The sequence below is a fragment of the Roseibium sp. TrichSKD4 genome (assembly GCF_000148725.1).
Lineage (GTDB): Bacteria > Pseudomonadota > Alphaproteobacteria > Rhizobiales > Stappiaceae > Roseibium.
On the sequence record NZ_GL476310.1, the window covers coordinates 107,113 to 133,207 of the forward strand.

A 26,095-nucleotide genomic window follows, 5' to 3' on the forward strand; every position below is an offset into this window, starting at 1 on the left:
GTGCGAACAACTGACTGGCAGGCACCGTTGATTGCGGCCGAGAATCCCGACCGTGAATTGGGGTCGCAAGATAGCAGCTTTTCTCAAAAATGCACCCCATTTTTCGCGGTAAATCGCTGCGAAGTACACTTTTTTGGCGGCCAGAAAGGCTCATGAGCCGGATCTGGGGTGTGAGCGGTCGTATGCGGCCAAAAGGGAGGCGCTGTCGATCTGGGTATAAATCTGCGTGCTGGACAGGCTGGCATGGCCCATCAGCTCCTGAATTGTGCGGAGGTCGCCGCCGCCTGCCAGAAGATGGGTGGCAAACGAATGTCGCAGAGCATGGGGCGTGGCGCTGGCCGGTAGGCCTAATGCAGAGCGCATTTTTTCCATTGCCTTTTGAATAAGGCGTGGGTTGAGGGCTCCGCCCCGCGCACCCAGAAACAGCGGCCCGTTTGCTGTAATCGGGTAAGGGCACTGGGCGATATACGTCTCAATTGCCTGAGTCACGACCGGCAACATTGGAACGAGCCGCTCTTTTCCGCCTTTTCCTGTGATGCGCATGGTGCGGGCATCGCCTTTGGGAGCGGTCCGGCCCGTCAATGACAAGGCTTCGGAAATGCGAAGACCACAGCCATATAAAAGCGTGAGCACCGCCATGTTTCGAGTTTCGATCCAGGTTTCGCTTTCAAGGCCAAGGTCACCGGAAACAATTTCCTCAGCATCCGGAACGGTTAGCGGCTTTGGAAGAGATTGCGCGATTCGCGGCGGCCTGACTGCGCCGATGGCAGCGGCATTGAGCTCTCCGCGTTTTTCAAGAAACCGAAGAAAAGACCGAACCCCGGAGAGGCCTCTTGCCAAGGATCGACTGCCTGCCTTGTCGGCCTGACGGCGTTTTGCCAAGAAACTGCGATAGTCGGCCGGGCGAAGCTCACCCAAATCCTTGACGCAGGGCGCACCGCCCAGGTGCCCAGTTAGAAAACGGAGAAACTGCCTGACATCTCGTTCATAGGACACAAGCGTTTTGTCGGCCAAGCGACGTTCATCTGCAAGATGATCCAGCCAAGCCCCCAGCGCGGTGTTGAGGTCCGGCTGGGCGTGTATGCGAAATGAATCAGTGTCCGTTGAAGTCATCAGGCGATTCTACACCGCGAAGACCACCGGGACGTTAACAATGGCAGCAATGCTGAGGTGGAAAGAAAAAAGCGCCGACAAATTGCCGGCGCTGCAAGTGGTGTTCGGCGAAACGTCTATCAGAGAATGCTCTGACCCGTCTTGGCCCAATCTGCAAGGAAAGCCTCAAGGCCTTTGTCCGTGAGCGGGTGTTTCACCAACGCTTTCAAGGTTGCTGGCGGCACGGTCGCAACATCAGCACCGATGAGCGCACAGTCTTTGACATGATTCGCGGTCCGGATGGACGCAGCGAGGATCTGCGTTTCGAAGCCGTAATTGTCATAGATATCACGGATTTCCTGAATCAGCTCCAGACCATCAAGGTTGATGTCGTCGAGGCGGCCAATAAATGGTGAGATGTAGGTTGCACCTGCCTTGGCGGCGAGAAGCGCCTGATTGGCGGAAAAACAAAGAGTAACGTTTGTCTTGGTGCCTTCGTCCGTCAGCTGCTTACACGCCTTCAGGCCATCAAATGTCAGCGGGAGCTTGATCACGACATTGTCGGCAATCTTTTTCAGCTCATGGGCTTCCTTGATCATCGTTTCAAAGTCGGTCGCGGCCACTTCTGCGGACACATCGCCATCGGTGATCTCACAGATTTCAGCGATGACCTCCTTGAATTGACGGCCAGACTTGGCGATCAGTGACGGATTGGTTGTCACGCCGTCCAGAAGACCGGTAGAAGCCAATTCCTTGATTTCGGCGGTGTCGGCTGTATCGACAAAAAATTTCATGAGGTGCACTCCCTTGAGCCAAGGCTCGTCGCTGGTGCCGGAGTGAACGATCCGGCATTAATTCATGCTTCGGCGCCTCTTTACCTTAGGATGGGCGCAAGCTGAACCCCGATTCGATAATTTGACCGGACCACGCCCTGCGATTGGGCAAGCCAGCCAGGTGAAACGTGCTGTTTGACGATTTGGAAGATGACACAGAGACAATTGCCAGTGTGCTGGTGCCAGTCGCAGTACCAACAGCTTATACCTACCGCGTGCCGAAAGGGGCACATGTGTGTCCGGGCACAATCGTCAAGGTTCCGCTTGGCCCCAGAGAGGTGATCGGAGCGGTTTGGGATGTGACGCCGGATGCCGGGATCAATCCGAAAAAGCTGAAGGAAATTAGCCGTATTTTTGAGGAGACCAGACCTCTGGATGCGGAGCTTCGCCAGTTCATCGATTGGGTCGCCAATTGGACATTGGCACCACCGGGAATGGTTTTGCGTATGGTGCTTCGATCCGAAGAGGCATTGGAACCGGAAACGCCGATTGCCGGTGTGCGGCGTTTGGCGGGAATGGAGCCAGACCGAAAAACGCCCGCCCGTGCCCGCGTTCTGGAAACGATGGAAGACGGTTTTGCCTGGACAAAGAGCGGTCTTTCGCACGCAGCAGGCGTGAGCGTTTCCGTCATTGATGGGTTGCTGAAGCAGGGCGTTTTGGAAGTTGTTGAAATGCCAGCCGCACCGCCACTGCCCAAACCGGACATTGACTATGCACGCGTTGATCTAACCGAAACTCAGAAAAAAGCAGCTGACGGGATTCGGGCAGCTTTCGAAAAGGGTGCGAGCGTTAGCCTCATCGATGGGGTCACGGGCTCTGGAAAAACAGAAGTCTATTTCGAGGCGATTGCCGAGGCCCTGAAGCGCGGCAAGCAAGCTTTGATTCTGGTGCCGGAAATCGCGCTGACCGAACAGTTTCTAAGGAGATTCGAGCAACGATTCGGTGTTTATCCCGCCGAATGGCATTCGGAAATCACCCCAAAAAAGCGAGCGCGGGTGTGGCGCGGCGTGGCAAGTGGCGATGTCCGGGTCGTTATTGGAGCCCGCTCTGCGCTCTTCCTGCCATTTCTTGAGCTTGGGTTGATCGTGGTTGATGAAGAGCATGATACGGCCTTCAAGCAGGATGATCGGGTGCCATACAGCGCGCGAGACATGGCGGTCGTGCGCGGTCATATATCCAAGTTCCCTGTGGTTCTGGCATCTGCAACACCCTCGGTTGAAAGTCGGGTGAATGCCGAGCAGGGGCGCTACAATCGGTTCATTCTGCCTGATCGTGCATCAGGCGCGGCCCTCCCGGACCTTCAGGCGGTTGATATGCGCGCCGAAGGGCCTGAACGCGGACGGTGGATCGCGCCGCCACTGCTCAATGCTATTCGCTCCGCCTTTGCAGACGGCGCACAATCACTTTTGTTCTTGAATCGGCGTGGATATGCGCCGCTGACCCTGTGCCGAAAATGCGGCCACCGATTCCAGTGCCCACATTGCAGTGCGTGGCTGGTGGAGCATCGCTTCCAGAAGCGGCTTAACTGTCATCACTGCGGCCATTCCGAATCTGTTCCAGAGGCCTGTCCGTCGTGCTCATCCACCGATTCGCTGGTCGCTTGTGGACCGGGTGTGGAAAGAATTGCTGAAGAAGTCTCAGGCCTGTTTCCCGAAGCGCGCACTTTGGTGCTCTCCTCCGATATTCAAGGTGGACCAGATCGCCTTCGCCGTGAAATGAAGGTTGTTGAGGAAGGTGGGGCGGACATTGTTATTGGCACGCAGCTGGTGGCAAAGGGGCACAATTTCCCCAAAATGCGACTTGTTGGTGTGATTGATGCGGATCTCGGCCTTGCTCACGGAGATCCCCGAGCAGCTGAAAAAACCTTTCAACTGCTGGCGCAGGTGACGGGCCGGGCCGGGCGGGTTACCGGTGATGGCGCAGGTTTCTTGCAAACCTACGCGCCAGATCATCCGGTTATTAAGGCGCTTTTGTCGTCTGATCGTGATGCCTTTTATAATGCAGAGATTGAGGCCCGGCAGGCAACAGGCTTACCGCCATTTGGCAGGTTGGCAGCGTTGGTGATTTCTGGACCGGACAAGGCTTTCACGGAAGGCTATTCACGCGCCATATTAAGAACGGCTCCAATGCACGAGGCAATTACCATACTTGGGCCAGCAGAGGCAGCGTTGGCTATGGTGCGCGGTCGTCACCGCTACAGACTGCTGGCGCTTGCGCCTCGCCAGATTGACTTACAAGGCTACATCCGCGCGTGGCTTTCCGAAGCGCCGAAACCTGTAAAAGGCTTGCGCGTCCAGATCGACATCGATCCGCAACATTTCATGTAGTAGTCTTGGCTCATTTGGTTGAGGTTTGTTGGGCAAATGCCTAATGACACGGCTGGAGCAGTCTATGACTTACATTCAAGGATTCTTGGCACCGGTAAAGACGGCAAAAAAAGCGGGCTATAAAGATATTGCCGAAAAGTCTTGGGCGCTTTTCAAGGAGTATGGTGCGGTAAGTTCCTGCGAGGGATGGGGTGACACTGTGCCCGATGGCGAAGTGACGTCTTTCCCAATGGCTGTCAAAAAGGAACCGGACGAAACGGTCGTGTTTTCTTGGATTGTCTGGCCAGACAAACAAACCGCAGATGCTGCGATGGCAAAAATGCAGGATGACCCACGCTGGGGCGAAATCATGCCCAATGCTGACGAGATATTTAGCCTAAAGCGGATGATGTTCGGCGGCTTTGAGCCCATTCTCGATCAAACCGCATAAGGTGCCATCCGAAAGGAAGCAGAATAAATATCAGGGTTAGACGAAAGAGTCCCAAGCGCTGATAAAATTGCCGATTTTGGGGCATTTTATGCAGCTGAAGCCCAAAAAACGCCAAAAATCGGGGTCTGCGGCCATTTGGTGAAGTTGCACACTTGAAAACCCTGTGCTAATGGAAGCGCGGCTTTGGGGGAACGGTTTATCCGTCATACCTTCTGACCCTGAAATCATTCATTTTTTCAATGCCTTGCGGACACTTGCTGTTTTGCGGGCCTGAAAAACGTCAGAGAGCTCGGACCTGGTGACTGACAACGTATCTCTCGTATCCGGCGTGGCACAACGATATGCATCCGCCCTCCTCGAACTAGCCGAGGAAAAAGGTGTGACTGCCGACGTGGAGCGGGATCTTCGCAAAGTTGAGGGCTTCCTCAATGAAAGCACAGATCTCGACCGTCTCGTTAAAAGCCCTGCCTTTAGTGTGGAAGAGCAGCTTGCTGCGCTTGTTGCACTTCTCGACAAGGCAGGCATTTCTGGCCTCGCCGCTAATTTTGTGAAGCTGACCGCCAAAAACCGGCGTCTCTTCGTTCTTCCCGGCATGATCAAGGCCTTCAAGGCTCAGCTGGCGGAAAAGCGCGGTGAAGAAACCGCTGAGGTCGTCTCGGCCGCTCCGCTATCTGATGAGCATGTCGCAGCCCTCAAGGAGGCTCTGGCTGCCTCCCGTGGGAAATCAGTAAATGTTGCAGCGTCGGTCGATCCTGCTCTGATCGGTGGCCTCGTGGTCAAGGTCGGTTCCCGCATGATCGACACGTCGTTGCGTACAAAACTCAATTCACTCAAGTTCGCGATGAAAGAGGTCGGCTGATGGATATTCGGGCCGCGGAAATTTCCGCCATCCTCAAGGACCAGATCAAGAACTTCGGCCAGGAAGCCGAAGTTTCTGAGGTCGGTCAGGTGCTTTCGGTCGGTGACGGTATCGCCCGTGTTTATGGTCTGGACAATGTTCAGGCTGGTGAAATGGTCGAATTCCCGGGCAGTATCCGGGGTATGGCCTTGAACCTTGAAGAAGACAACGTCGGGGTTGTTATCTTCGGTTCTGACCGTGACATTAAAGAAGGCGACACAGTCAAGCGGACTGGCGCCATCGTGGAAGTCCCGGTTGGTAAGGGGCTTTTGGGCCGCGTTGTCGATCCGCTCGGCAATCCGCTTGATGGCAAGGGTCCGATCAAGGACGCTGAGATGCGCCGCGTGGACGTTAAGGCGCCTGGCATTTTGCCGCGTAAGTCCGTGCATGAGCCGATGTCCACTGGTCTCAAGGCAATTGACGCCCTGATCCCGGTTGGTCGTGGTCAGCGTGAGCTTGTCATTGGTGACCGTCAGACCGGTAAAACCGCGATCATTCTTGACACATTCCTGAACCAGAAGCCGCTGCATGCGAGCAACGACGAAGGCAACAAGCTGTACTGCATCTATGTTGCTGTCGGTCAGAAGCGCTCCACAGTTGCTCAGTTCGTGAAGGTTCTGGAAGACAACGGCGCTCTGGATTACTCCATCGTGATCGCTGCGACCGCTTCTGATGCGGCACCGCTTCAGTATCTTGCACCGTTCTCCGGTTGCGCGATGGGTGAGTTCTTCCGTGACAACGGCATGCATGCCGTGATCGGTTACGATGACCTGTCAAAGCAAGCTGTTGCTTATCGCCAGATGTCTCTGCTTCTGCGCCGTCCGCCAGGACGTGAAGCTTTCCCGGGTGACGTTTTCTACCTGCACTCCCGTCTGCTCGAGCGTTCTGCGAAGCTGAATGAAGATCATGGTGCCGGTTCTCTGACTGCACTTCCGGTCATTGAAACTCAGGGTAACGACGTGTCGGCCTTTATTCCGACCAACGTGATCTCCATCACCGATGGGCAGATCTTCCTTGAGACCGACCTGTTCTATCAGGGTATCCGTCCGGCTGTTAACGTCGGTCTGTCGGTGTCCCGCGTGGGTTCTTCCGCTCAGATTAAAGCGATGAAGCAGGTTGCTGGTCCGGTTAAGGGTGAATTGGCGCAGTACCGCGAAATGGCGGCTTTTGCTCAGTTCGGTTCTGATCTTGATGCCACAACTCAGAAGCTTCTGAACCGGGGTGCGCGCCTGACTGAACTGCTCAAGCAGCCTCAGTTCTCGCCACTGAAAACCCAGGAACAGGTTTGCGTCATCTATGCTGGCGTGAACGGCTATCTGGATAACCTGCCGGTTGAGCGCGTTGGTGAGTTCGAAGAAGGCCTGCTGCTTTTCCTTCGTGGAGAACATGCAGAACTTCTGGACGCCATCTGGGACAAGAAAGCCCTTGATGACGACCTGACCGGCAAGCTGAAAGCTGCGCTGGACCAGTTCTCAAAGAACTTCGCCTAAGACCTGAGTCGGGATAAGGAGCAGGGGCGGCCATGCCGAGCCTGAAGGACCTAAGAAACCGTATCGCTTCTGTAAAAGCGACGCAGAAAATCACCAAGGCCATGCAAATGGTGGCCGCGGCTAAACTGCGTCGTGCACAGGAAGCTGCGGAGGCCGCCCGACCCTATGCGGAACGCATGGGAGAGGTGCTGGCCAATCTAGCTGTGGCCTTTGAGGGCCGCGACGATGCGCCGAAGCTGATGGCTGGTAGTGGCAAGGACGATGTGCATCTGCTCGTCGTTGCCACAGCCGAACGTGGCCTGTGCGGCGGCTTCAACTCAAACATTGCCAAGCTCGCTCGCGAAAAGGCCCGTAGCCTGATCGCTGAAGGCAAGACGGTGAAAATTCTGTGTGTCGGCAAAAAGGGGTTTGACTCCCTGAAGCGCGATCTCGGAAGCCACGTCATCAAGACCATCGAAATGCGCGACGTGAAAAACGTCGGCTTCGGTAACGCTGATGAAATCGGCCGGGAAGTGCTTTCCATGTTCGATGCCGGTGAGTTCGACGTCTGTACGTTGTTCTACTCCGAATTCAGATCTGTGATCAGCCAAGTGCCAACCGCTCAGCAGCTCATTCCGGCAAGCTTCGAAGCTTCCGAGGGTGATGCAGAGACCGGTGCAGCCGCGATTTACGAGTACGAGCCGGATGAAGCAGAAATTCTGGCGGACTTGTTGCCTCGCAACATTTCCATTCAGATCTTCCGGGCGCTTCTTGAAAATGCAGCTTCTGAGCAAGGCGCACGTATGTCCGCAATGGACAATGCGACCCGCAATGCTGGCGAGATGATCGACAAACTGACGATCAGCTATAACCGCCAGCGTCAGGCTCAGATCACGACAGAATTGATTGAAATTATCGCAGGCGCGGAAGCGCTCTGACGTATCGAGACAAGGATAGGGATATGGCTGACAAGAATGTCGGAAGGGTGACCCAGGTCATCGGCGCCGTTGTCGACGTCAAGTTCGATGACCACCTGCCGCTGATCCTGAACGCTCTTGAAGTGGACAATCAGGGCACGCGCCTGGTTCTCGAGGTTGCGCAGCACCTCGGTGAGAACACCGTTCGTACCATCGCAATGGACGCAACCGAAGGCTTGGTGCGCGGACAGGAAGTTGTCGACACGGGCGCTCCAATTTCCGTGCCTGTTGGCGTAGGCACGCTGGGCCGCATCATGAACGTGATTGGTGAGCCGGTTGATGAAGCTGGCGAAATCAAGCACGACGACAAGCGCGGAATTCACCAGGACGCTCCCGAGTTCATCGAACAGTCCACGGAAGCTGAAATCCTTGTAACGGGCATCAAGGTCGTCGACCTTCTCGCACCGTACGCAAAGGGTGGTAAAATCGGCCTGTTCGGCGGCGCAGGCGTTGGCAAGACAGTTTTGATCATGGAACTGATCAACAACATTGCTAAGGCGCACGGTGGTTACTCCGTATTCGCTGGTGTGGGCGAGCGGACCCGTGAAGGAAACGACCTTTACTGGGAGATGATCGAATCCGGCGTGAACAAGGAAGGCGGCGGAGAAGGTTCCAAAGCTGCACTCGTTTACGGTCAGATGAACGAACCTCCCGGAGCCCGCGCTCGTGTGGCACTGACTGGTCTGACAATCGCGGAAGACTTCCGTGACCAGGGTCAGGACGTTCTGTTCTTCGTGGACAACATCTTCCGCTTTACGCAGGCTGGTTCCGAAGTGTCCGCACTTCTCGGCCGTATTCCTTCTGCTGTGGGCTATCAGCCGACACTGGCAACCGACATGGGCGCCATGCAGGAGCGTATTACGACGACACACAAGGGTTCCATCACGTCTGTTCAGGCCGTTTACGTGCCTGCCGATGACTTGACCGACCCGGCGCCTGCTTCCACCTTCGCTCACTTGGACGCGACCACGGTTCTGAACCGCTCGATCGCTGAAAAAGGCATCTACCCGGCGGTGGATCCGCTGGACTCCACGTCCCGTATGCTCAGCGCCAACATCATTGGTGAAGAACACTACGAAACCGCACGTGCGGTTCAGGTGACACTGCAGCGCTACAAGGCTCTTCAAGACATCATCGCCATTCTCGGGATGGACGAGCTGTCTGAAGAAGACAAGCTGACAGTTGCGCGTGCTCGTAAGATCGAGCGCTTCTTGTCCCAGCCGTTCTTCGTTGCTGAAGTCTTCACCGGTTCTCCGGGCAAGCTCGTTGCTCTGGAAGACACCATCAAGGGCTTCAAGGGTCTCGTCAACGGCGAATACGACCACCTTCCGGAAGCGGCGTTCTACATGGTTGGTTCCATGGACGAAGCCATCGAGAAGGCACAGAAGCTGGCTGCAGAAGCCGCTTAATCCATCAGGACCTCCGGCGCGGAAAACGCGCCGGATCTCCAGTTAGAAGGGTCCTATCAATGGGTTCTTCGTGTATTCGACTGATAGGAAAGACGCCAAATGGCCGATACATTTCAGTTTGAACTGGTCTCACCGGAGCATCTCTTGCTGTCCGAAGAGGTTCTTGAGGTAGTTGTACCGGGAACCGATGGCGAATTTGGCGTTCTGAAGCACCACAGCCCGTTCATGTCCACGATCAAGCCGGGCATCCTGAAAGTCCGTAAGGACGGGAACGCTTGGGTTGAATACTTCGTGCGTGGTGGGTTCGCGGATGCAGGCCCAAATGGGCTGACTGTTTTGGCAGAACGCGCAACACCGGTTTCAGAGATCAGTGCGGACGATCTGAACCAACAGATTAAGAATGCTGAAGAAGATGTTGCGGACGCTAAGGACGACGAAACCCGTCAAAAAGCTTCCATGCACCTGTCTCAGTTAAAGGATGTGGCAGAGGCTTTTAAAGCCGCCTGATTCAAAGATCTAAACTTTTCTGTATTTGAAGAACGCGGCTCCTACCAGGCCGCGTTTTTTGCATTCTAAGCCTGGGTATTTGGTTCGTTCGGCAAAAGCGTGGACTACGGCTGCGATGCCACAAGAAACAATAAACCCGGCCAAAAGGGCCGGGTTAGAAGTTTGCATGTTGTACCATGCAGGTATGCTTTTATTTTCAAGCAGCTTATGACTCTTGTGCCGGGGCCCTTAGGCAGCGCGGCGGAAAGTCATCGGCGCGCCACCGGAACGGCTGCGGCGACGCTCCTCTGGCGGGATGTACACGATCGAGCTGTGCTCTTCGCAATAAGACACGCCAGCCTCTACACGGTTAGAGCATGGGAATGTGTAATTGCCAGCATCACCTTCTGCCCACTTGCAGCAGCCAGGACGCGGAAGGCTCAAGCTATCCATTGTCGATTTCCTCTTCCTCAAGACGCAAACAGAAAACGCTCGAGCATCCTTTTGGGAGGAAAGGATCCGAACAGCTTTCGGTCAAATATGGATGTTGCGATTTGTCGTCACGGTGATGCCACTGTCGTGACTGCCCTTCAGCAAACGCTGGAGGTTAGATAAAGGCGTTGTCATAAAAATGCAATAGTCCGAAACGAATAAGTGCCCTGCGTTGGCCGCATATCGAATGGTATTATTAAGTATATGTTTACTGCTTGCCGAATACACAATGTGAATCTTGAACGAGCTCGCCGGATTACTCTGGCAGAATTCCACCTGCGGCTAAAAGTGCTTCTGGTGTATCAAGATCAATCCGCGCAGACGAACCAATTTCAACTTCGTGAACAGTATCAATGTGTTCTGCAATCAAATGCCGCGCGCCGATATCACCGGTTAGCTTTTTCAGGTCATCGAAAAAGCGCTTGTGCCAAAGTACGGGGTTACCGCGTTTTCCATTAGCTGTCGCTACAACAATCTGTTGGCCACTTTTCTGAAAGGCACTGCGCATCTCGTTAAGGTGATCTTCGGAGATGTTCGGCATATCCCCGAGAAGGATAATGATACCATCCAAATCATCTGAAAGCGCAGTGACACCGGTTTTGATCGAAGAGGCCATCCCGTCGGAAAAATGCGGGTTGTGCGCCAGCTGAACCGGCGTATTTCCAACCAGATCGGCAACATCCTCACGCATATGGCCGGTCACGACTACGATCTCGTCGAATTTGGCAGCCTGTGCGGCATCGAGCACATGCGTCAAGACTGGTTTTCCATCTAGATGAACTAGGAGCTTGTTGGCCGCTCCCATACGGCTCGACTTACCCGCAGCTAAGACCACTGCGCCGATGCGTGGGGCGACCAACGGGAGGGCGGGTTCGCGTGGCTGGGGCCGACTTTCAATCTCCATCAACAGGCCGCCGACACCCATTTGGGTGATGTCATCGGAAGCAACAGGTATCTTCGCAAGGACGCGGTCCAGTATCCAGTCGAACCCGTTTTCCTTAGGGCTGCGTGCACAGCCCGGCGCACCAATGACAGAAACATCATCAAGGTCGGCAAGGAGAAGCAGGTTGCCGGGATCCACTGGCATACCAAAATGAAGGATGCGACCACCGGCGTGCTCGATCGCTGTTGGGAGGACATCCTGCCGATCAACAACTGCCGAAGCACCAAACAAAATAAGAAGTTCTGCCCCTTCATTCAAAAGCTCTTGCATGGTAGATGCGACAGTTTCCGTTGAATGCGGAACGCGTTTTTCTGCGATCACACAGCTGCCACTCGCTTCAAGACGCTCCTCAAGAACGCGGCGTGTCTTGTCCATTGTTGATGGTTTCAGGTGGTCCAATGTTGTTGCAACGAGCCCGACCTTATGCGGATGGAAAGGTTTGACGGCCAGGGCCGCCTGTATCTTTTCTTCTGCTTCACGAACAGATCGGTTTGAGGCGGCAAAGGGAATGATCTTTGCGGTTGCCACCATCCGGCCAGCACCGACCTTCGTGTAGTTTGGTAAAGTCGCGAGAGTAATCGCGGGATCAATACGGTTCAGTGAATTGACCGCAGCTTCATCGGCCACAAGCAGGCCTGCACAATCAGCATGCAGGTTTACACGCCCCGTAAACGGTGTATCCAGAATCAACCCGCCACCATTGGCAGCCCGCGCCAGCCTATCAGCAGCCTGATCTTCATTTACATCGTCCGGGGCAAGGCGGGCGACCGATACTTTGTTGATGCCGGATTTCAAAAGAGCAGCAACATCATTCTCGCTCAGAACACGGCCTTTTTTGAACGTTTTAGAGGTGCCGTCGCTGCTATTCACCTTGGTGGAGTGGGCGAGGACGCATCCTTTCGCCTCAGTCGTTGGAACCACTCCGAATTCCATTAAACGGTCCCCGGCTTACGAAGAGCCTTGATGACCGATCCAAGTATGGCGACTGCTATTTCTGCAGGCGAGGCGGCGCCAATATCCTGACCAATGGGGGCTTCGATCCGTGCAAGGTCGGTCTCAGTCACGCCATTGTCACGTAGTCTGTCGAGCCGTTTGCCATGGGTCTTGCGGCTGCCAAGTGCACCGACATAAAAGCACCCCGCCTTTAACGCCGCTTGCAGCGGGAAATCATCTATTTTGGGGTCATGGGTGACGGCCGCTAACGCGGTATAAGCGTCAAGAGGCTCGTTTTTCAGAACCTCTTCGGGCCAATCGGCCTTCAGCGTGGCACTGGGAAAACGATCCTCCGTTGCAAACGCTGTCCGCGGATCGATGACGGTGACGTCGAACCCGGCAAGTTCGGCCATAGGAACAAGGGCCTGCGTAATGTGCACGGCTCCAATCAAGACAAGACGGGGAGAAGGAACGGAAACTGTGAGAAAATGGTTCCCGGTTTTGGTCTCAATGGTTCCTGATTTTCCAGAGTGAAACCGCTTTGTAAGTTCAGTTTCCAGCGGGTCACCGGTACAATCTTGACCGCTTTGAATGAGGCGCTGGTGACCAGTTTCCAAATCCGTGATGAGAATGGCAGCTCCGCGCGCTGCACGAATTTCGTTGAGGCGGGAGAGGAGCGAAAGGTCCATTGCAGCGCTGGTCCGACTTAAGAATGTTTGGAAGAAATGAGCGGTTCGACATAGACCCGTATGCGTCCTCCGCAGGAGAGACCAACTTGCCAGGCTGTTTCGTCTGCTACACCAAACTCGAGCAAGGCCGGATCACCGGTCTCGATCACGTCCACCGCTTCCGAAACAACAGCGCCTTCGACGCAGCCTCCGGACACGGACCCTTCGAAATTGCCATCTTCATCGATGACCAAATGGGAACCAACAGGACGCGGCGCGGAACCCCATGTTTCAATCACCGTCGCCACGGCAACGTTTCGCCCTGATTTTACCCAGAGTTCTGCCGTTGACAGGATGTCTTGTGATGGGGACGTGGTATCTTGCGCCATAGGTGCCTGCTCCTTCATGAACTGACAATATAGCCCTCCAGAGGGAAGAAAAAAGCGGGCCAAAAGAACAAAGGGCGGCAGGTGTGCCCTGCCGCCTCGTTCAATCGGATTTTGGAATACTTATTCCGCAGCGACCTGAACCACTGGAGCCGCATCACGCACATCGCCGTCAACGTGGCTTTCAAATGTGCCGAAATTGTCGATGAACATCTGAACAAGCATTGCAGCTTGAGCGTCATAAGCCTTTTGATCGGACCATGTTTCGCGCGGGTTCAAGATAGCTGCATCTACGCCGGTAACCTCAACCGGTACGGTAAATCCAAAATTGGCATCCGTCCGGAATTCAGCACCGTTCAGGGACCCGTCCAATGCAGCGTGAAGGAGTGTGCGCGTGTCCTTGATCGGCATGCGGTGTCCGACACCATAGGCACCACTTGTCCAACCGGTATTCACCAGCCAACAGTTTACGTCATGCTTTGCAATCAGGTCGCGCAACAGGTTTCCGTATTCAGACGGATGGCGCGGAATAAAAGGAGCCCCGAAGCACGTAGAGAAGGTCGCCTGCGGTTCAGTTACACCCTTCTCTGTTCCGGCCACCTTTGCGGTGTAGCCGGATAGAAAGTGATACATCGCCTGAGCTGGTGTCAGCTTTGCGATGGGAGGCAGAACCCCAAACGCATCGGCCGTCAGCATGATGATTGTTTTTGGAACGGGAGCCTGACCCGTCTTGCTGGCATTTGAAATGAAGTGGATCGGGTAAGCGGCACGGGTGTTTTCCGTCTTTGAACCGTCGTCAAAGTCCGGTACGCGCTGATCGTCTAGGGTTACATTCTCTAAAACCGTGCCAAATCGCTGAGTGGTGGCAAAGATCTCAGGCTCGGCTTCAGCGGACAGTTTGATAGTCTTGGCATAGCAACCGCCTTCAAAATTGAAGACGCCATCCTCGCTCCAGCCATGCTCGTCATCGCCAATCAGTGTGCGGCTTGGGTCAGCAGACAAGGTTGTCTTGCCGGTGCCCGATAGGCCGAAGAAGACAGCTGTGTCGCCTGCGTCGCCAACATTGGCTGAGCAATGCATGGACATAAGGCCCTTGGCCGGCAGCAAATAGTTTAGGAACGTGAAAACCGACTTCTTCATTTCTCCGGCATAGGAAGTGCCGCCGATCAGAACGATCTTTCGGGTAAAGTCGCAGGCAATCACGGTTTCGCTTCGGCAGCCGTGACGGGCAGGATCTGCCTTGAAGCTTGGCAGGTCGATGATTGTCATTTCCGGGACAAAGCTGGCCAGCTCAGAAACGTCGGGGCGTAGAAGCAGGTTCCGGATGAAAAGGGAGTGCCAAGCGTACTCGGTGTAGACACGCACATTCAAACGGTGTTTGGGGTCGGCGCCGCCGAAAAGGTCTTGGGCAAATAGATCCAAGTTTTCTGCATGGGCGCGGAAGTCAGCAAGAAGTGTTTCAAACTGCTCCGGTTGAATTGATTGGTTGTTGTCCCACCAGACGGTCTCGCGGGTCACATCGTCTTCCAGAACGAATTTGTCTTTCGGAGACCGACCCGTATGCACGCCGGTTTCAGCGACAAGTGCGCCGCCAGCGGCCAGTTTTGTTTCACCGCGCGAGAGTGAATACTCATAAAGCGCAGGCTCGCTCTGGTTCCAATAAATACCGTTCAGATTCTTCAATCCGAAGGTTTCAATACCATGCGACGGATTCCTGACGCCTAGTTCGAGCATGATCCCGCAGTCCTTGTGAGTTGGGTCGCTTCATTTGTCTCATCGGGATAGGGGCAAACTGATGAGCCCGCGCTTTTTGCCGATAAGGCTGACGACCGTAAAGGATGCAGAAAACTGCAACAAGATGGGCGGGGCCCTTACGTCCGGCTTTAATCGATTAAATAATTTTTTGATCGATTTAATAATTAATTTAGGGGCCGAAATAATAGCGAGCTACAGGCTTGCCAATGTGTTGGAAGACGCAAAATTGCTTTTGCGCGTTTACCGCAAAGACGAAATCACGGCCCAAACTTGACGCTTGAAGGGCCAAAATCGTGAAATACGGCGGCAAAGGCTTCTGATCGGCGGCGAAAGAGTGTAGTCACAAGTGATTGCCTTATTTTATGCGCAATTGGAGCGCCAAGAGAACACTGCGTCTTCCAGAAGACCGTACGCCCGTAGAGTTCGTGAACGGAACAGATACAACATGCCGACAATTGCCCTGGTCGATGACGACAGAAACATTTTGACGTCCGTATCAATCGCGCTGGAATCTGAAGGATACCGAGTGCAGACCTATACAGACGGGTCTTCTGCATTTGATGGACTTCAATCCGACAAGCCTGATCTCGCCATCTTCGATATCAAGATGCCGCGCATGGATGGCATGGAGCTGTTGCGTCGCCTGCGCCAGAGTTCAGACTTGCCGGTCATCTTCCTGACGTCCAAGGATGATGAGATCGATGAGCTGTTCGGCCTGAAGATGGGGGCTGATGACTTCATCCGCAAACCGTTCTCCCAGCGTCTCTTGGTCGAGCGCGTCCGAGCCGTTATGCGCCGTGCGCAACCAAAAGATGCCAGCGCGCCGCGTCCGGATGCCGAAAAACTTCTGGAGCGCGGTCTTTTGGTTATGGATCAAGAGCGCCATACCTGCACATGGAACAACAAACCGGTGACGTTGACGGTCACGGAATTCCTGATCCTGTCGTCGCTTGCGCAACGTCCAGGCGTTGTCAAAAGCCGGAATGCACTGATGGATGCGGCCTATGACGATCAGGTTTATGTTGACGATCGGACAATCGACAGCCACATCAAGCGTCTTCGCAAGAAATTCAAGATGGTAGACGACGACTTCGATATGATCGAAACACTTTATGGCGTCGGTTACCGGTTCAGGGAGGTCTGAAGACCGTTTCCATGGCGGTTGAAAGTGAGAATGAAGATCAGGCCACTCGGTCCGCGGCAAGCGGCACCGACAGATCCCAGCTGCGCAGGTTTGGAAATCGCCGCCTGCGCCGCCGCATGCTCTCGCAATTTGGCCGGGTCTTCGGCACCTATGTCCTTTCTTCACTGACACGCCGAATCATCGCCATCAATCTGGTCGGTTTGATCGCGTTGGTGATCGGTATTCTTTATCTCAATCAGTTTCGAGCCGGTTTGATTGATGCTCGTGTGCAGAGCCTGCTCACACAAGGTGAAATCATTGCAGGGGCAATTGCAGCCTCTGCGACCGTTGATACCGGTGCGATCACGGTTGATCCGGAACGCCTGCTGCAGCTGCAAGCAGGTGAGAGCATCGCGCCTGGCGGGGATGATCTCGATACGCTTGATTTTCCGGTCAACCCGGAGCGCGTCGGACCGGTTCTGCGCAGTCTGATTTCGCCAACAAAAACTCGGGCGCGGATCTATGACCCGGAAGGCATTCTCATCATTGATTCCCGGCATCTGTATTCAAGCGCGCAGATCCTTCGGTTTGATCTTCCTCCGCCCGTGACTGAAGAACCGAGGGTCATCGAGAAAAGCTGGGAAGCCTTGAAACTCTGGTTCCGTCAAGGCGAACTTCCGCTCTATGAAGAAGTTGGTCCCGGTGATGGGCGCGCCTACCCGGAAGTGGAAGCTGCGCTGACCGGCACACCTGCGAGCGTTGTTCGGGTGTCGCAACGCGGTGAGCTGATTGTTTCCGTTGCTGTGCCCATTCAGCGGTTTCGCGCTGTTTTAGGCTCGCTTCTTCTATCGACGCAAGGCGGCGACATTGATGCTATCGTACGCGCTGAGCGGATTGCCATCATGCGGGTCTTTCTGGTCGCAGCAACCGTTACGATCTTGCTGTCGATCCTGCTGGCCGGAACGATTGCTGGACCAGTGCGCCGTTTGGCTGCAGCAGCTGATCGGGTTCGAAAAGGGTCAAACACCCGACAGGAAATCCCGCATTTTGCTGATCGTCAGGACGAGATTGGCCATTTGGCGCGGTCCTTCCGTGACATGACCAACGCGCTCTACAACAAGATTGACGCGATTGAACAATTTGCAGCCGATGTGGCCCATGAGTTGAAAAACCCGCTGACGTCTCTCCGCAGCGCGGTTGAAACCTTGCCGCTGGCAAAGTCTGAAAACTCGAGGGAACGGTTGCTTGAGGTCATTCAGCATGATGTACGCAGGCTGGACCGGTTGATCAGTGACATTTCAGATGCGTCGCGTCTGGATGCCGAGCTTGCACGCGCGCAGGCGGAGCCAATTGATTTGGCCGCATTGCTTCGGGCGATTGCCGATTCTGTTAATCAACGCACGGGCGACGAGCGGGCTGGTGTTAGTCTGACAATCGCGGATGCTGCCGGTACAAATCCTTATGAGGTGCAAGGGCACGACATCCGGTTAGGGCAAGTGATCAGCAATTTGATCGACAATGCTCAATCGTTCTCCGAAGTCGGCGGCGGTGTTCGGATTGGATTGCGCCGCGAAGGCAGATGGGCAGAGATAACTGTCGATGATGACGGTCCGGGCATTCGCGCCGAGAATACAGCCCGGATTTTTGAGCGCTTCTATACTGACAGGCCGGAAGGTGAAGGCTTTGGCAACAATTCCGGACTCGGGCTGTCGATCTCGCGCCAGATCATTGAGGCGCATGGCGGCATTATAACGGCCGAGAACCGCCGAGATGAAACACAAGATAAGCAGATCGCCGGCGCCCGTTTTCTCATCCGCTTACCGGTAGAGACCTAATAATGACAAGGTCGACGATCCATGCCAGTGCGGTGGTTTTGGGCACCATTGGCATTTTGGTCCGCGGGGCGTCTGCAGCCGGAAAGTCGAGTTTCTGCGACCGCCTTGTGGAAGCGAGCTGCAACAAGGGGCATTACGCTGCGTGGGTGGCCGATGATCGTGTCCTGCTGTCGTCTGCGCAGGGCAGGGTGATCGCTGTTCCGCCTCCGCCACTTGCCGGAAAGCTGGAAGTGCGCGGTCTTGGCATTATCGAAACGGCCTATGCGCGAGAGGCGGTGATGGATCTTGTGGTTGACCTACAGCCACTTTCTGGAATTGAGCGTCTGCCTGATACTGAATTGACCTCAGAGTATCTTGAAAACATCTCACTGCCCGTGTGTCGTCTGGCGGAAAATAGGTTCGATGAAGGAATTCGCCGTCTTCGCTGGGTGATACGGCGTCTTTTCCCCAAGTGCCCCGACTACTTTTAGGGCGGGTCGTTCGATTTTACTTGCAACCAGAGAACCGGTTGTCGACAGTACGCCGACCGCGTTGAACCCATGTTTATTAAAGAGACCGGATCGCTGAACCCATGATCGGACTTGTACTCGTGACCCACGGCCGCCTCGCAGAGGAGTTCAAGGCCGCGCTGGAGCATGTTGTTGGCCCGCAAGAGCAAGTGGAAACCATTTCCATCGGTCCCGATGACGATATGGAAAAGCGTCGGCAGGATATTCTGTCTGCCGTGGAAGCGGCCAACACCGGTCAGGGCGTTGTTCTGCTCACTGATATGTTCGGTGGCACGCCTTCCAACCTTGCAATTTCCGTCATGGACGGTGCGTCGGTTGAAGTTGTGGCTGGGGTAAACCTTCCAATGCTCATCAAATTAGCGAGTGTCCGCGTGGACCGGCCGTTATCTGAAGCCGTTGATGAAGCGCGTTTGGCGGGACAAAAATACATTTCTGTGGCAAGTCAGGTATTGTCTGGTCAGAACTGAACCTATTCATGAACCCCGCCGTGCTCGAAAAAGACCTAGAAATCGTCAATCAACGTGGCCTTCATGCCCGCGCGTCCGCAAAACTCGTCAAGCTGGTAGAGGCCTTCCAAAGTGAGGTCTTCGTTTCCAAGGATGGGCAGACCGTTGAGGGAACGTCCATCATGGGATTGATGATGCTGGCTGCCAGCCGCGGGTGTTCGATTCACGTTAAGGTCGAAGGTGAAGATGCGGAAACCGCACTCGCTGCAATCTCTGATCTTGTCTGCGACGGGTTCGGCGAAGTCGACTGACCTGCTCTATTTCCTTTGAAGACTAGAAGCTGCATGAGCACATTTCATTCTATTTGGTTGGCAAACTGAAATGAATGAGAGGCTTTACAGCAACGGATTGGCAACCCCGTTTTGTAGAAATTGCAATTGATATAAAGATTTCTTTATGTCTTTATTGAAGTAAAGAGTGGCGCGCGGTATAACCCCGCTCAGTCGATAGGGAAGGCTGCGCCTTTCTGCGTTGAAAAGATTGGGTTTGGAGGTATTTCTCCGGCCTGAATCACCTGCTCGGCAAAGGCCGACAACCACTCAGGACATCTACATGACTGATTATATCGTCAAAGACATTAGCCTCGCAGATTGGGGCCGGACCGAGATTGAAATCGCCGAGCACGAAATGCCGGGCCTGATGGCTTGTCGTGAAGAGTTTGGTGAAGCGAAGCCACTGAAAGGTGCGCGGATCGCCGGCTCCCTTCATATGACGATCCAGACAGCAGTTCTCATCGAGACCCTCGTTGCACTGGGCGCTGAAGTTCGCTGGGCATCCTGTAACATTTATTCTACGCAGGATCAGGCTGCAGCAGCTATCGCAGCTGCTGGCATTCCGGTTTTCGCCATCAAGGGTGAAACTCTCGAAGAATACTGGGCCTATGCGGACAAGATCTTCGACTTCCCGGAAGGGGCGAACATGATCCTCGACGATGGCGGGGATGCAACACTTTACCTCTTGATCGGTGCGCGTGTTGAAGCAGGCGAAACCGCCTTGATCGAAAACCCGTCGTCGGAAGAAGAAGAAGCTCTGTTTGCGCAGATCAAAAAGCGTCTTGCTGCAAACCCGGGCTGGTTCACGAAGCAGCGTGATCTCATCCAGGGCGTTTCTGAAGAAACTACCACGGGTGTTCTGCGTCTTTATGAAATGCAGAAAAAAGGCCTGCTGCCGTTTCCGGCCATCAACGTGAACGACAGTGTTACCAAGTCCAAGTTCGACAACCGCTATGGTTGCCGTGAATCTCTGGTAGATGGTATCCGCCGTGGCACGGACGTTATGATGTCCGGCAAGGTCGCCGTTGTTTGTGGTTATGGTGACGTTGGTAAGGGCTCTGCCCAATCTCTGGCCGGTGCCGGGGCACGCGTTATCGTGACTGAAATCGACCCGATCTGTGCGCTTCAAGCCTCAATGGACGGTTTTGAAGTCAAGACCATGGAACAGGCTCTGCCTGAAGGTGATATCTATGTCACTGCAACGGGCAACAAGGACATCATCACCTTCGACCACATGCGTGGTATGAAGGATATGGCGATTGTCTGTAACATTGGCCACTTTGATAATGAGATCCAGGTTGCAGCCCTGAAGAACACCAAGCTGCGCCCGGTGAAGGACCAAGTGGACATGTACGAGTTCCCGGATGGGAAACGTATGATCCTTCTGTCCCAAGGACGTCTCGTCAATCTCGGTAACGCAACGGGTCACCCAAGCTTCGTAATGTCCGCCAGCTTCACCAATCAGGTTCTGGCGCAGATCGAGCTCTACACAAAGGGTGACCAATATCAGAACGAAGTTTACGTGCTGCCGAAGCATCTCGATGAAAAAGTCGCACGTCTGCACCTTGAAAAGCTCGGTGTAACATTGACAGAACTGTCAGAGGAGCAGGCTGATTATCTGGGGATCAGTCAATCCGGTCCTTTCAAGCCTGAGCACTACAAATACTGATTTTGAATCCGGCAGACTCTATATTTAGTGGTCTTCCGGAATCGGCCAAATTTTAAAAGGTTAACGTGATTCATTGTTTCAGTGGGTCTCGTTAACTTTTTGGCAAGAGACTCTTCTTCGCGAATCCCAAAAAGGTTATGGTTTTAACGAATCAGGGGCCAAGAGGCACAAGCTTCTGATTTGTATCCAGCGTCAAGTGGGTGAAGCCCCGCGCTGGACATAATGGCGGCGTAAGGGGATTTGGAATGCCGATAGGCGGCTTGAACGCAGCGCGTAAACGCGTGGCGTGGCTTGGAAGGATTCTAGGAACTGGAAAGGTTTTGGGCTCAACTGCCTGTGCGACCTTGCTGCTTCCTCGTGTGGCTTTCGCCGCTGATGAAATGTCTTCTTCGTTTCCCTCAATTGATGCCAATACCATGATGCTTTTGGGTGCGTTTGGCGGCATGTGCGCCTTCGCAATCACAGCGTCTGTTGCTTATCTGCGCCAGCGCCGGGCAGCCGGGGCTCTATGTGAGCACCTTCATCGTGAGAAAAGCGAACTCAAGCTGCGGGTTGACCGTCTTGAATCCATGCTCAACTCCGATGAGCAGAGAATTGTTGTCTGGACTGGATCCGGCAATGCGCCTCAAGTGTGGGGCGTGCTTCCCGAACAGTCCGGAGTGCCAAGGGCAACCAACCAGCTTTTGGCCTTCGGGTCTTGGTTGTCTGCAAAATGCGCTTCTGATCTGGAGCGCCGACTGGATGCGCTGTTCAGCACAGGCGAAACGTTCACAACGACCCTGACGACGCGCGTTGGCACCTTCGTGGAAGCCATTGGGCGGACGACGGGAGGTGCCGTCGTGCTGCGGTTGCGCGACATGACCGGCGAACGGCAAATCCAAGCGGAGATCTCCGCTCGAAATGCGAAAATTTCCGGTGAGTTGCACATGCTGCACTCTCTCCTTGATGCTCTACCTTCACCGGCATGGCAGAGAGATGCGGAAGGCAAGCTGATTTGGGTCAATCAGGCCTATGCCACTGCGATTGATGCGCCAGACCAGAAAGCGGCGATCAAGGAAGGCGACGACTTCCTTGATTCTGCGGCCCGCGATGCAGCCGGGAAAAACCGGAATGAAGACGGATGCTTTACAGCGCGTATTCCGATGGTGGCCGCGGGAGAGCGTCGGGTCTTTGAAGTGACGGATGTGGCTGCCAATGTTGGCGGCGCGGGTGTTGCCATTGATATCAGCGAATTGGATCAGGTTCGCCGGGAACTGTCACGCGCAGAAGAATTCCATGGCCGGACACTGGATCAGCTGGTAACCGCGGTTGCGATTTACGGCGGCGACCGGAAGCTTCAGTTTCATAATGAAGCTTTCCGTCAGCTCTGGGAGCTCGAGCCCGTCTTTTTGGAAAGCTCCCCGGAAGATGGTGCTGTGCTCGATGCGTTGCGCGCCGCTCGCAAGCTGCCGGAGCAGGCAGACTATCGCGTCTGGCGCAACACAATGCTGGAAAGCTACCAGTCTGTTGAGACGAAAGAGCATTGGTGGCACTTGCCGGACGGACGCACGCTACGCGTCGTTGCCAGTCCTCACCCGCAAGGCGGCGTGATTTACATCTATGAGAATGTTACAGAGCGTCTCGATCTTGAAAGCCGTTATAATGCATTGATCCGCGTGCAGGGTGAAACGCTTGAGAACCTCTCTGAAGCTGTGGCTGTGTTTGGGTCCGATGGTCGTTTGCGCCTCTGGAACCCGGCCTTTAGCCGTATCTGGAATTTCGAAGAAGACCGCCTTTCCCAACTGCCGCACGTCAATCAACTTGAAAGCACCTGCGCTCTCTCTCCTGCTGAGCAGGAGGCATGGGATCGCCTTTCCGCAAATGTTACCAGCCTGTTGGAAAACCGCACGCCGGTTGCCAATCGCATGGAACGACATGACGGGGCCGTCCTCGACTATGCAACTGTTCCGTTGCCCGATGGTGGAACCCTCGTCACCTTTGTGGACGTCACCGATAGTGTGAATGTTGAACGGGCGCTGGTCGAAAAGAACGAAGCTCTGGAGCAGGCAGACGAGCTCAAGAACGCATTCATTCAGCACGTTTCCTACGAGCTGCGCTCACCGCTCACAAATATCATCGGCTTTGCGCAACTGCTGACGGATCCAAAGTTTGGAGATTTGTCGGAAAAACAGGGCGAATATGCAGATTATATTCGCTCATCCTCCTCCGCGCTTCTGGCTATTATCAATGACATTCTGGACCTTGCGACCCTTGATGCCGGCATCATGGAGCTGGAGCTGAGTGAAGTCGATGTGGCAGCGACTGTAGAAGCCGCTGTTGAAGGTTTGAAGGATCGCTTGGCGGAATCTCGGATCAACCTGCGAACAGATGTGCCGGACAACATTGGCAGCATGGTGGCCGATGAAAAGCGACTTCGTCAGGTTCTGTACAATCTAATTTCAAACGCCGTTCGCTATTCGGAGGAAGAAGGCGTTGTGGATGTGGTCTGTAATCGAAAAGACGAAGCCGTCGAATTCGTGGTCAAGGATCATGGCTGCGGAATTCCTGCAGACATCTTGACTCAGGTCTTTAATCGCTTCGTCGGACATAATGCGGGTGCACGGCGGCAGGGCGCAGGGCTCGGCCTGTCCATCGTGAAGAGTTTCGTTGAATTGCATGGCGGCAAGGTCGACATCAACAGCGTAGAAGGCAAGGGTACAACGGTGACCTGTTCCTTTCCTGCCAAGCCGGAGCTTTCCGGCAGCATCGCCGCGGAATAATTGGCCGGTCGCTCATGTCCGGTCAGGCTCCCGCTACCCTCAGTTCGCCCTTCACCACCCTAAAACTGGAAACAGAAGACGCAACGCGCCAGCTGGCGGAGGACTTGGCGGTAATCCTGCGGCCTGGTGATGCGATCTTGCTATCGGGTGATTTGGGTGCCGGGAAATCAACCTTGTCTCGCGCGCTCCTGCGAAGCCTTGCAAGTGATCCGGAACTGGAAGTTCCAAGCCCGACCTTCACGCTTGTTCAAACCTACCGGCTCGACCGGCTGGAGGTCGCACATTTCGATCTCTACCGGCTCGAAGAACCGGAAGAAGTTGAGGAACTGGGCCTTGCAGAGGTTCTCGAAACCGGGGCGGCACTCATCGAGTGGCCGGAAATGGCAGCCGACCTTTTGCCGGAAAACGCTCTTTGGCTGCAGTTGACGGAAACCGGAGAAGTCGGGCCGGATGGTGAGGCCGTCCGTACTGCGGCCTTTCAGTCCGACAATCCGGACTGGCAAAAGCGCGTTCAGCGAACTTTGGGTCTCCGGCGATTTCTGATCGAAAATGACTATTCAAATGCAGGACGCTCCCACATTGCCGGTGATGCCTCGGCCCGAAATTTTGAGCGAATAGTTCTATCGAAGAAATCTGCCATCTTGATGGATTGGCCAGAACCAGAAGGGGCTGCGGCAACACCAGAAGCGCTTTCCTACAATGCTCTTGTTCACCGCGCGCCTGATTGTCGGGCCTTCGTAGCTGTGGCGGGAGAGCTAAAGCGTCGCGGCTTCGGCGCTGCCGGGGTTCTGGCGTCTAGTGTTACCAACGGTATGCTGCTTCTTGAGGACTTGGGGTCAGAAGGCATTGTAGATGATGAGGGAGCACCATTCCCGGACCGCTATCATGCCGCAATGCGGATTTTGGCGCGTTTGCACTCAGAGCCTCTGCCCCAGAATGTCCCTCTGCCAGATGGTGGTTCTTATGACGTTCCGGATTACTCACTAAATGCGCTTTTGACCGAAGCAGATCTTTATGTGGACTGGTTCGCACCGGATAGATTGGGGCGGTCCGTTTCAGATGAACATCGACGGGCGTTTCGTGCGCTTTGGACTGCTGCGATCAATGACGCGCAGCAAGCTGAATGCAGCTGGGTGCTCCGGGATGTCCACTCACCGAATATCCTCTGGCAACAAGACAAAGACGGTGATGACCGGATTGGATTGATTGACTTGCAGGACACGGTTTGGGGTCCTGTTGCTTATGATGTGGCCTCTTTGGCTTTGGATGCACGTGTTGACGTGTCCGGAGAGCTGGAAAAGCAGTTGTTGATGACCTATTTCGATGCAAGGCAGCAGGCTAATCCGGGGTTTGATCGCGTGCGCTTTGAAGCTGCCTATGCCATCATGGCGGCACAGCGTTTGACGAAAATTCTGGGCATCTTTGTCCGTTTGGCGAAGCGGGACGGTAAGCCGGGATATCTCGTTCATGCGCCTCGCCTGATCGGGTATATGGACCGCGTATTGCAGCATCCGTCATTGACAGGTTTGAAGGACTGGTTTGGAAAGTCCGGCCTGTTTTTGAAGCGGACTGGGGAGTAAAGATTAAATGGGACAGGGGCAGTTTCGGCCTTCGCATGCGATGATTTTGGCCGCCGGGCTGGGAAAGCGGATGCGCCCTTTAACTGCGACAACACCCAAACCGCTTATTGAGGTCAATGGCAAGGCGCTGATTGATCATGGCATGGACCGATTGGCCGAGATTGGCGTCAAGGTCTGTGCTGTTAATGTGCATTATCTGGCCGATCTTGTTGAGGTGCATGTTAAACGCCGCAAAGACATGGAAATCCGGATTTCCGATGAGCGCGATGGTTTGTTGGACACCGGCGGCGGCATCAAGAAGGCCCTGCCGGACTTGGGCGACCAGCCGTTTTTCCAACTGAACTCAGACACCGCCTACTGGATCGAAGGGGTCAAACCCAATCTCCAGCACATGATAGAGGCTTGGGATGACGACCGGATGGATGCGCTGTTGCTGCTTGCCGAGACGGTCAATGCCGTTGGCTTTTCCGGGCGTGGCGATTTCGATATGGCGAGGAACGGCCAATTGATCCGTCGCAAAGAGCGCAGCATCACCCCCTTTGCTTATGCAGGCGCCGCAATTTTGCACCCACGCCTGTTTGAAGGCAGTCCGGATGGAGCCTTTTCAATGAACCTTCTCTTTGACAAGGCGATTGAGGCCGGGCGCCTTTACGGAGTTCAGATGGAAGGTATCTGGCTGCATGTCGGAACGCCTGAAGCCATTGTTGAAGCAGAACATGCCGTGCGCGAAAGCGCGGCGTAATT

The 26,095-nt window shown here is 54.7% G+C and carries 24 protein-coding genes; 17 read left to right on the top strand and 7 right to left on the bottom strand.

Annotation, left to right across the window (positions count from 1 at the left end; translation table 11 throughout):
- Positions 1-150: 150 nt before the first annotated feature.
- On the bottom strand, positions 151-1,113 hold the full coding sequence (locus tag TRICHSKD4_RS06245) for a tyrosine recombinase XerC (RefSeq protein ID WP_009466628.1): 963 nt from the start codon (positions 1,111-1,113) through the stop codon (positions 151-153).
- 119 nt (positions 1,114-1,232) lie between these two features.
- Complete coding sequence (fsa, locus tag TRICHSKD4_RS06250; RefSeq protein ID WP_009466629.1) at positions 1,233-1,886, bottom strand: fructose-6-phosphate aldolase; 654 nt, start codon at positions 1,884-1,886, stop codon at positions 1,233-1,235.
- Positions 1,887-2,053: 167 nt separating this feature from the next.
- On the opposite strand from fsa, the gene TRICHSKD4_RS06255 reads away from it, so the two are divergent.
- The 7 genes from TRICHSKD4_RS06255 to TRICHSKD4_RS06285 all read left to right on the top strand — a co-directional run bounded on the left by TRICHSKD4_RS06255 (position 2,054) and on the right by TRICHSKD4_RS06285 (position 9,942).
- Positions 2,054-4,252: a primosomal protein N' gene (locus TRICHSKD4_RS06255; RefSeq protein ID WP_009466630.1), complete on the top strand. Its 2,199-nt coding sequence runs from the start codon at positions 2,054-2,056 to the stop codon at positions 4,250-4,252.
- Positions 4,253-4,316: 64 nt separating this feature from the next.
- Complete coding sequence (locus TRICHSKD4_RS06260) at positions 4,317-4,682, top strand: DUF1428 domain-containing protein (RefSeq protein WP_009466631.1); 366 nt, start codon at positions 4,317-4,319, stop codon at positions 4,680-4,682.
- Positions 4,683-4,980: 298 nt separating this feature from the next.
- Positions 4,981-5,541, top strand: a complete 561-nt coding sequence (locus TRICHSKD4_RS06265; RefSeq protein ID WP_009466632.1) for a F0F1 ATP synthase subunit delta — start codon at positions 4,981-4,983, stop codon at positions 5,539-5,541.
- Positions 5,541-7,070: a F0F1 ATP synthase subunit alpha gene (atpA, locus tag TRICHSKD4_RS06270; RefSeq protein ID WP_009466633.1), complete on the top strand. Its 1,530-nt coding sequence runs from the start codon at positions 5,541-5,543 to the stop codon at positions 7,068-7,070. Before TRICHSKD4_RS06265 ends, atpA begins: the two co-directional genes overlap by 1 nt.
- 32 nt (positions 7,071-7,102) lie before the next feature.
- Positions 7,103-7,987 carry a F0F1 ATP synthase subunit gamma gene (locus tag TRICHSKD4_RS06275; protein WP_009466634.1) on the top strand — a complete coding sequence of 295 codons (885 nt, stop codon included), beginning with the start codon at positions 7,103-7,105 and terminating at the stop codon, positions 7,985-7,987.
- Positions 7,988-8,010: 23 nt separating this feature from the next.
- Positions 8,011-9,435, top strand: a complete 1,425-nt coding sequence (gene atpD / locus TRICHSKD4_RS06280) for a F0F1 ATP synthase subunit beta (protein ID WP_009466635.1) — start codon at positions 8,011-8,013, stop codon at positions 9,433-9,435.
- Positions 9,436-9,534: 99 nt separating this feature from the next.
- Entirely contained in the window at positions 9,535-9,942 is a 408-nt protein-coding gene (locus TRICHSKD4_RS06285) for a F0F1 ATP synthase subunit epsilon (protein WP_009466636.1), read from the top strand.
- Between the two features lie 228 nt (positions 9,943-10,170).
- Here TRICHSKD4_RS06285 and TRICHSKD4_RS29095 read toward each other — a convergent pair whose 3' ends face one another.
- The 5 genes from TRICHSKD4_RS29095 to TRICHSKD4_RS06310 all read right to left on the bottom strand — a co-directional run bounded on the left by TRICHSKD4_RS29095 (position 10,171) and on the right by TRICHSKD4_RS06310 (position 15,077).
- Complete coding sequence (locus TRICHSKD4_RS29095) at positions 10,171-10,374, bottom strand: hypothetical protein (RefSeq protein ID WP_083782744.1); 204 nt, start codon at positions 10,372-10,374, stop codon at positions 10,171-10,173.
- Between the two features lie 295 nt (positions 10,375-10,669).
- Positions 10,670-12,289 carry an NTP transferase domain-containing protein gene (locus tag TRICHSKD4_RS06295; protein WP_009466638.1) on the bottom strand — a complete coding sequence of 540 codons (1,620 nt, stop codon included), beginning with the start codon at positions 12,287-12,289 and terminating at the stop codon, positions 10,670-10,672.
- The gene (locus TRICHSKD4_RS06300; protein WP_009466639.1) at positions 12,289-12,978 is read right to left on the bottom strand and encodes an XdhC family protein; all 690 of its coding nucleotides are present in this window, start codon (positions 12,976-12,978) and stop codon (positions 12,289-12,291) included. Before TRICHSKD4_RS06300 ends, TRICHSKD4_RS06295 begins: the two co-directional genes overlap by 1 nt.
- A gap of 17 nt (positions 12,979-12,995) precedes the next feature.
- Positions 12,996-13,346 carry an XdhC family protein gene (locus TRICHSKD4_RS06305; protein WP_009466640.1) on the bottom strand — a complete coding sequence of 117 codons (351 nt, stop codon included), beginning with the start codon at positions 13,344-13,346 and terminating at the stop codon, positions 12,996-12,998.
- 120 nt (positions 13,347-13,466) lie between these two features.
- The gene (locus tag TRICHSKD4_RS06310) at positions 13,467-15,077 is read right to left on the bottom strand and encodes a phosphoenolpyruvate carboxykinase (RefSeq protein ID WP_040616442.1); all 1,611 of its coding nucleotides are present in this window, start codon (positions 15,075-15,077) and stop codon (positions 13,467-13,469) included.
- A gap of 61 nt (positions 15,078-15,138) precedes the next feature.
- On the opposite strand from TRICHSKD4_RS06310, the gene TRICHSKD4_RS06315 reads away from it, so the two are divergent.
- The 10 genes from TRICHSKD4_RS06315 (at position 15,139) to TRICHSKD4_RS06360 (ending at position 26,093) form a co-directional block, all read left to right on the top strand.
- Positions 15,139-15,372 (top strand): hypothetical protein, encoded by a 234-nt coding sequence (locus TRICHSKD4_RS06315; RefSeq protein WP_009466642.1) that lies wholly within the window; start codon positions 15,139-15,141, stop codon positions 15,370-15,372.
- 171 nt (positions 15,373-15,543) lie between these two features.
- Positions 15,544-16,242, top strand: coding sequence for a response regulator transcription factor (locus TRICHSKD4_RS06320; protein ID WP_009466643.1), 699 nt, complete (start codon positions 15,544-15,546; stop codon positions 16,240-16,242).
- Between the two features lie 11 nt (positions 16,243-16,253).
- Positions 16,254-18,056: a sensor histidine kinase gene (locus TRICHSKD4_RS06325; protein ID WP_009466644.1), complete on the top strand. Its 1,803-nt coding sequence runs from the start codon at positions 16,254-16,256 to the stop codon at positions 18,054-18,056.
- A 2-nt stretch (positions 18,057-18,058) separates the two neighbouring features.
- Positions 18,059-18,526 carry an HPr kinase/phosphorylase gene (locus TRICHSKD4_RS06330; protein ID WP_009466645.1) on the top strand — a complete coding sequence of 156 codons (468 nt, stop codon included), beginning with the start codon at positions 18,059-18,061 and terminating at the stop codon, positions 18,524-18,526.
- Between the two features lie 101 nt (positions 18,527-18,627).
- On the top strand, positions 18,628-19,032 hold the full coding sequence (locus TRICHSKD4_RS06335; protein ID WP_009466646.1) for a PTS sugar transporter subunit IIA: 405 nt from the start codon (positions 18,628-18,630) through the stop codon (positions 19,030-19,032).
- Positions 19,033-19,040: 8 nt separating this feature from the next.
- On the top strand, positions 19,041-19,322 hold the full coding sequence (locus TRICHSKD4_RS06340; protein WP_009466647.1) for an HPr family phosphocarrier protein: 282 nt from the start codon (positions 19,041-19,043) through the stop codon (positions 19,320-19,322).
- Positions 19,323-19,623: 301 nt separating this feature from the next.
- Positions 19,624-21,012, top strand: a complete 1,389-nt coding sequence (gene ahcY / locus TRICHSKD4_RS06345; RefSeq protein WP_009466648.1) for an adenosylhomocysteinase — start codon at positions 19,624-19,626, stop codon at positions 21,010-21,012.
- A 245-nt stretch (positions 21,013-21,257) separates the two neighbouring features.
- The gene (locus TRICHSKD4_RS06350; protein ID WP_083782745.1) at positions 21,258-23,771 is read left to right on the top strand and encodes a PAS domain-containing sensor histidine kinase; all 2,514 of its coding nucleotides are present in this window, start codon (positions 21,258-21,260) and stop codon (positions 23,769-23,771) included.
- Positions 23,772-23,785: 14 nt separating this feature from the next.
- Positions 23,786-25,351 carry a bifunctional tRNA (adenosine(37)-N6)-threonylcarbamoyltransferase complex ATPase subunit type 1 TsaE/phosphotransferase gene (locus TRICHSKD4_RS06355; protein ID WP_009466650.1) on the top strand — a complete coding sequence of 522 codons (1,566 nt, stop codon included), beginning with the start codon at positions 23,786-23,788 and terminating at the stop codon, positions 25,349-25,351.
- A gap of 7 nt (positions 25,352-25,358) precedes the next feature.
- Positions 25,359-26,093, top strand: coding sequence for a nucleotidyltransferase family protein (locus TRICHSKD4_RS06360; protein WP_009466651.1), 735 nt, complete (start codon positions 25,359-25,361; stop codon positions 26,091-26,093).
- The last annotated feature ends 2 nt before the right edge of the window (positions 26,094-26,095 follow it).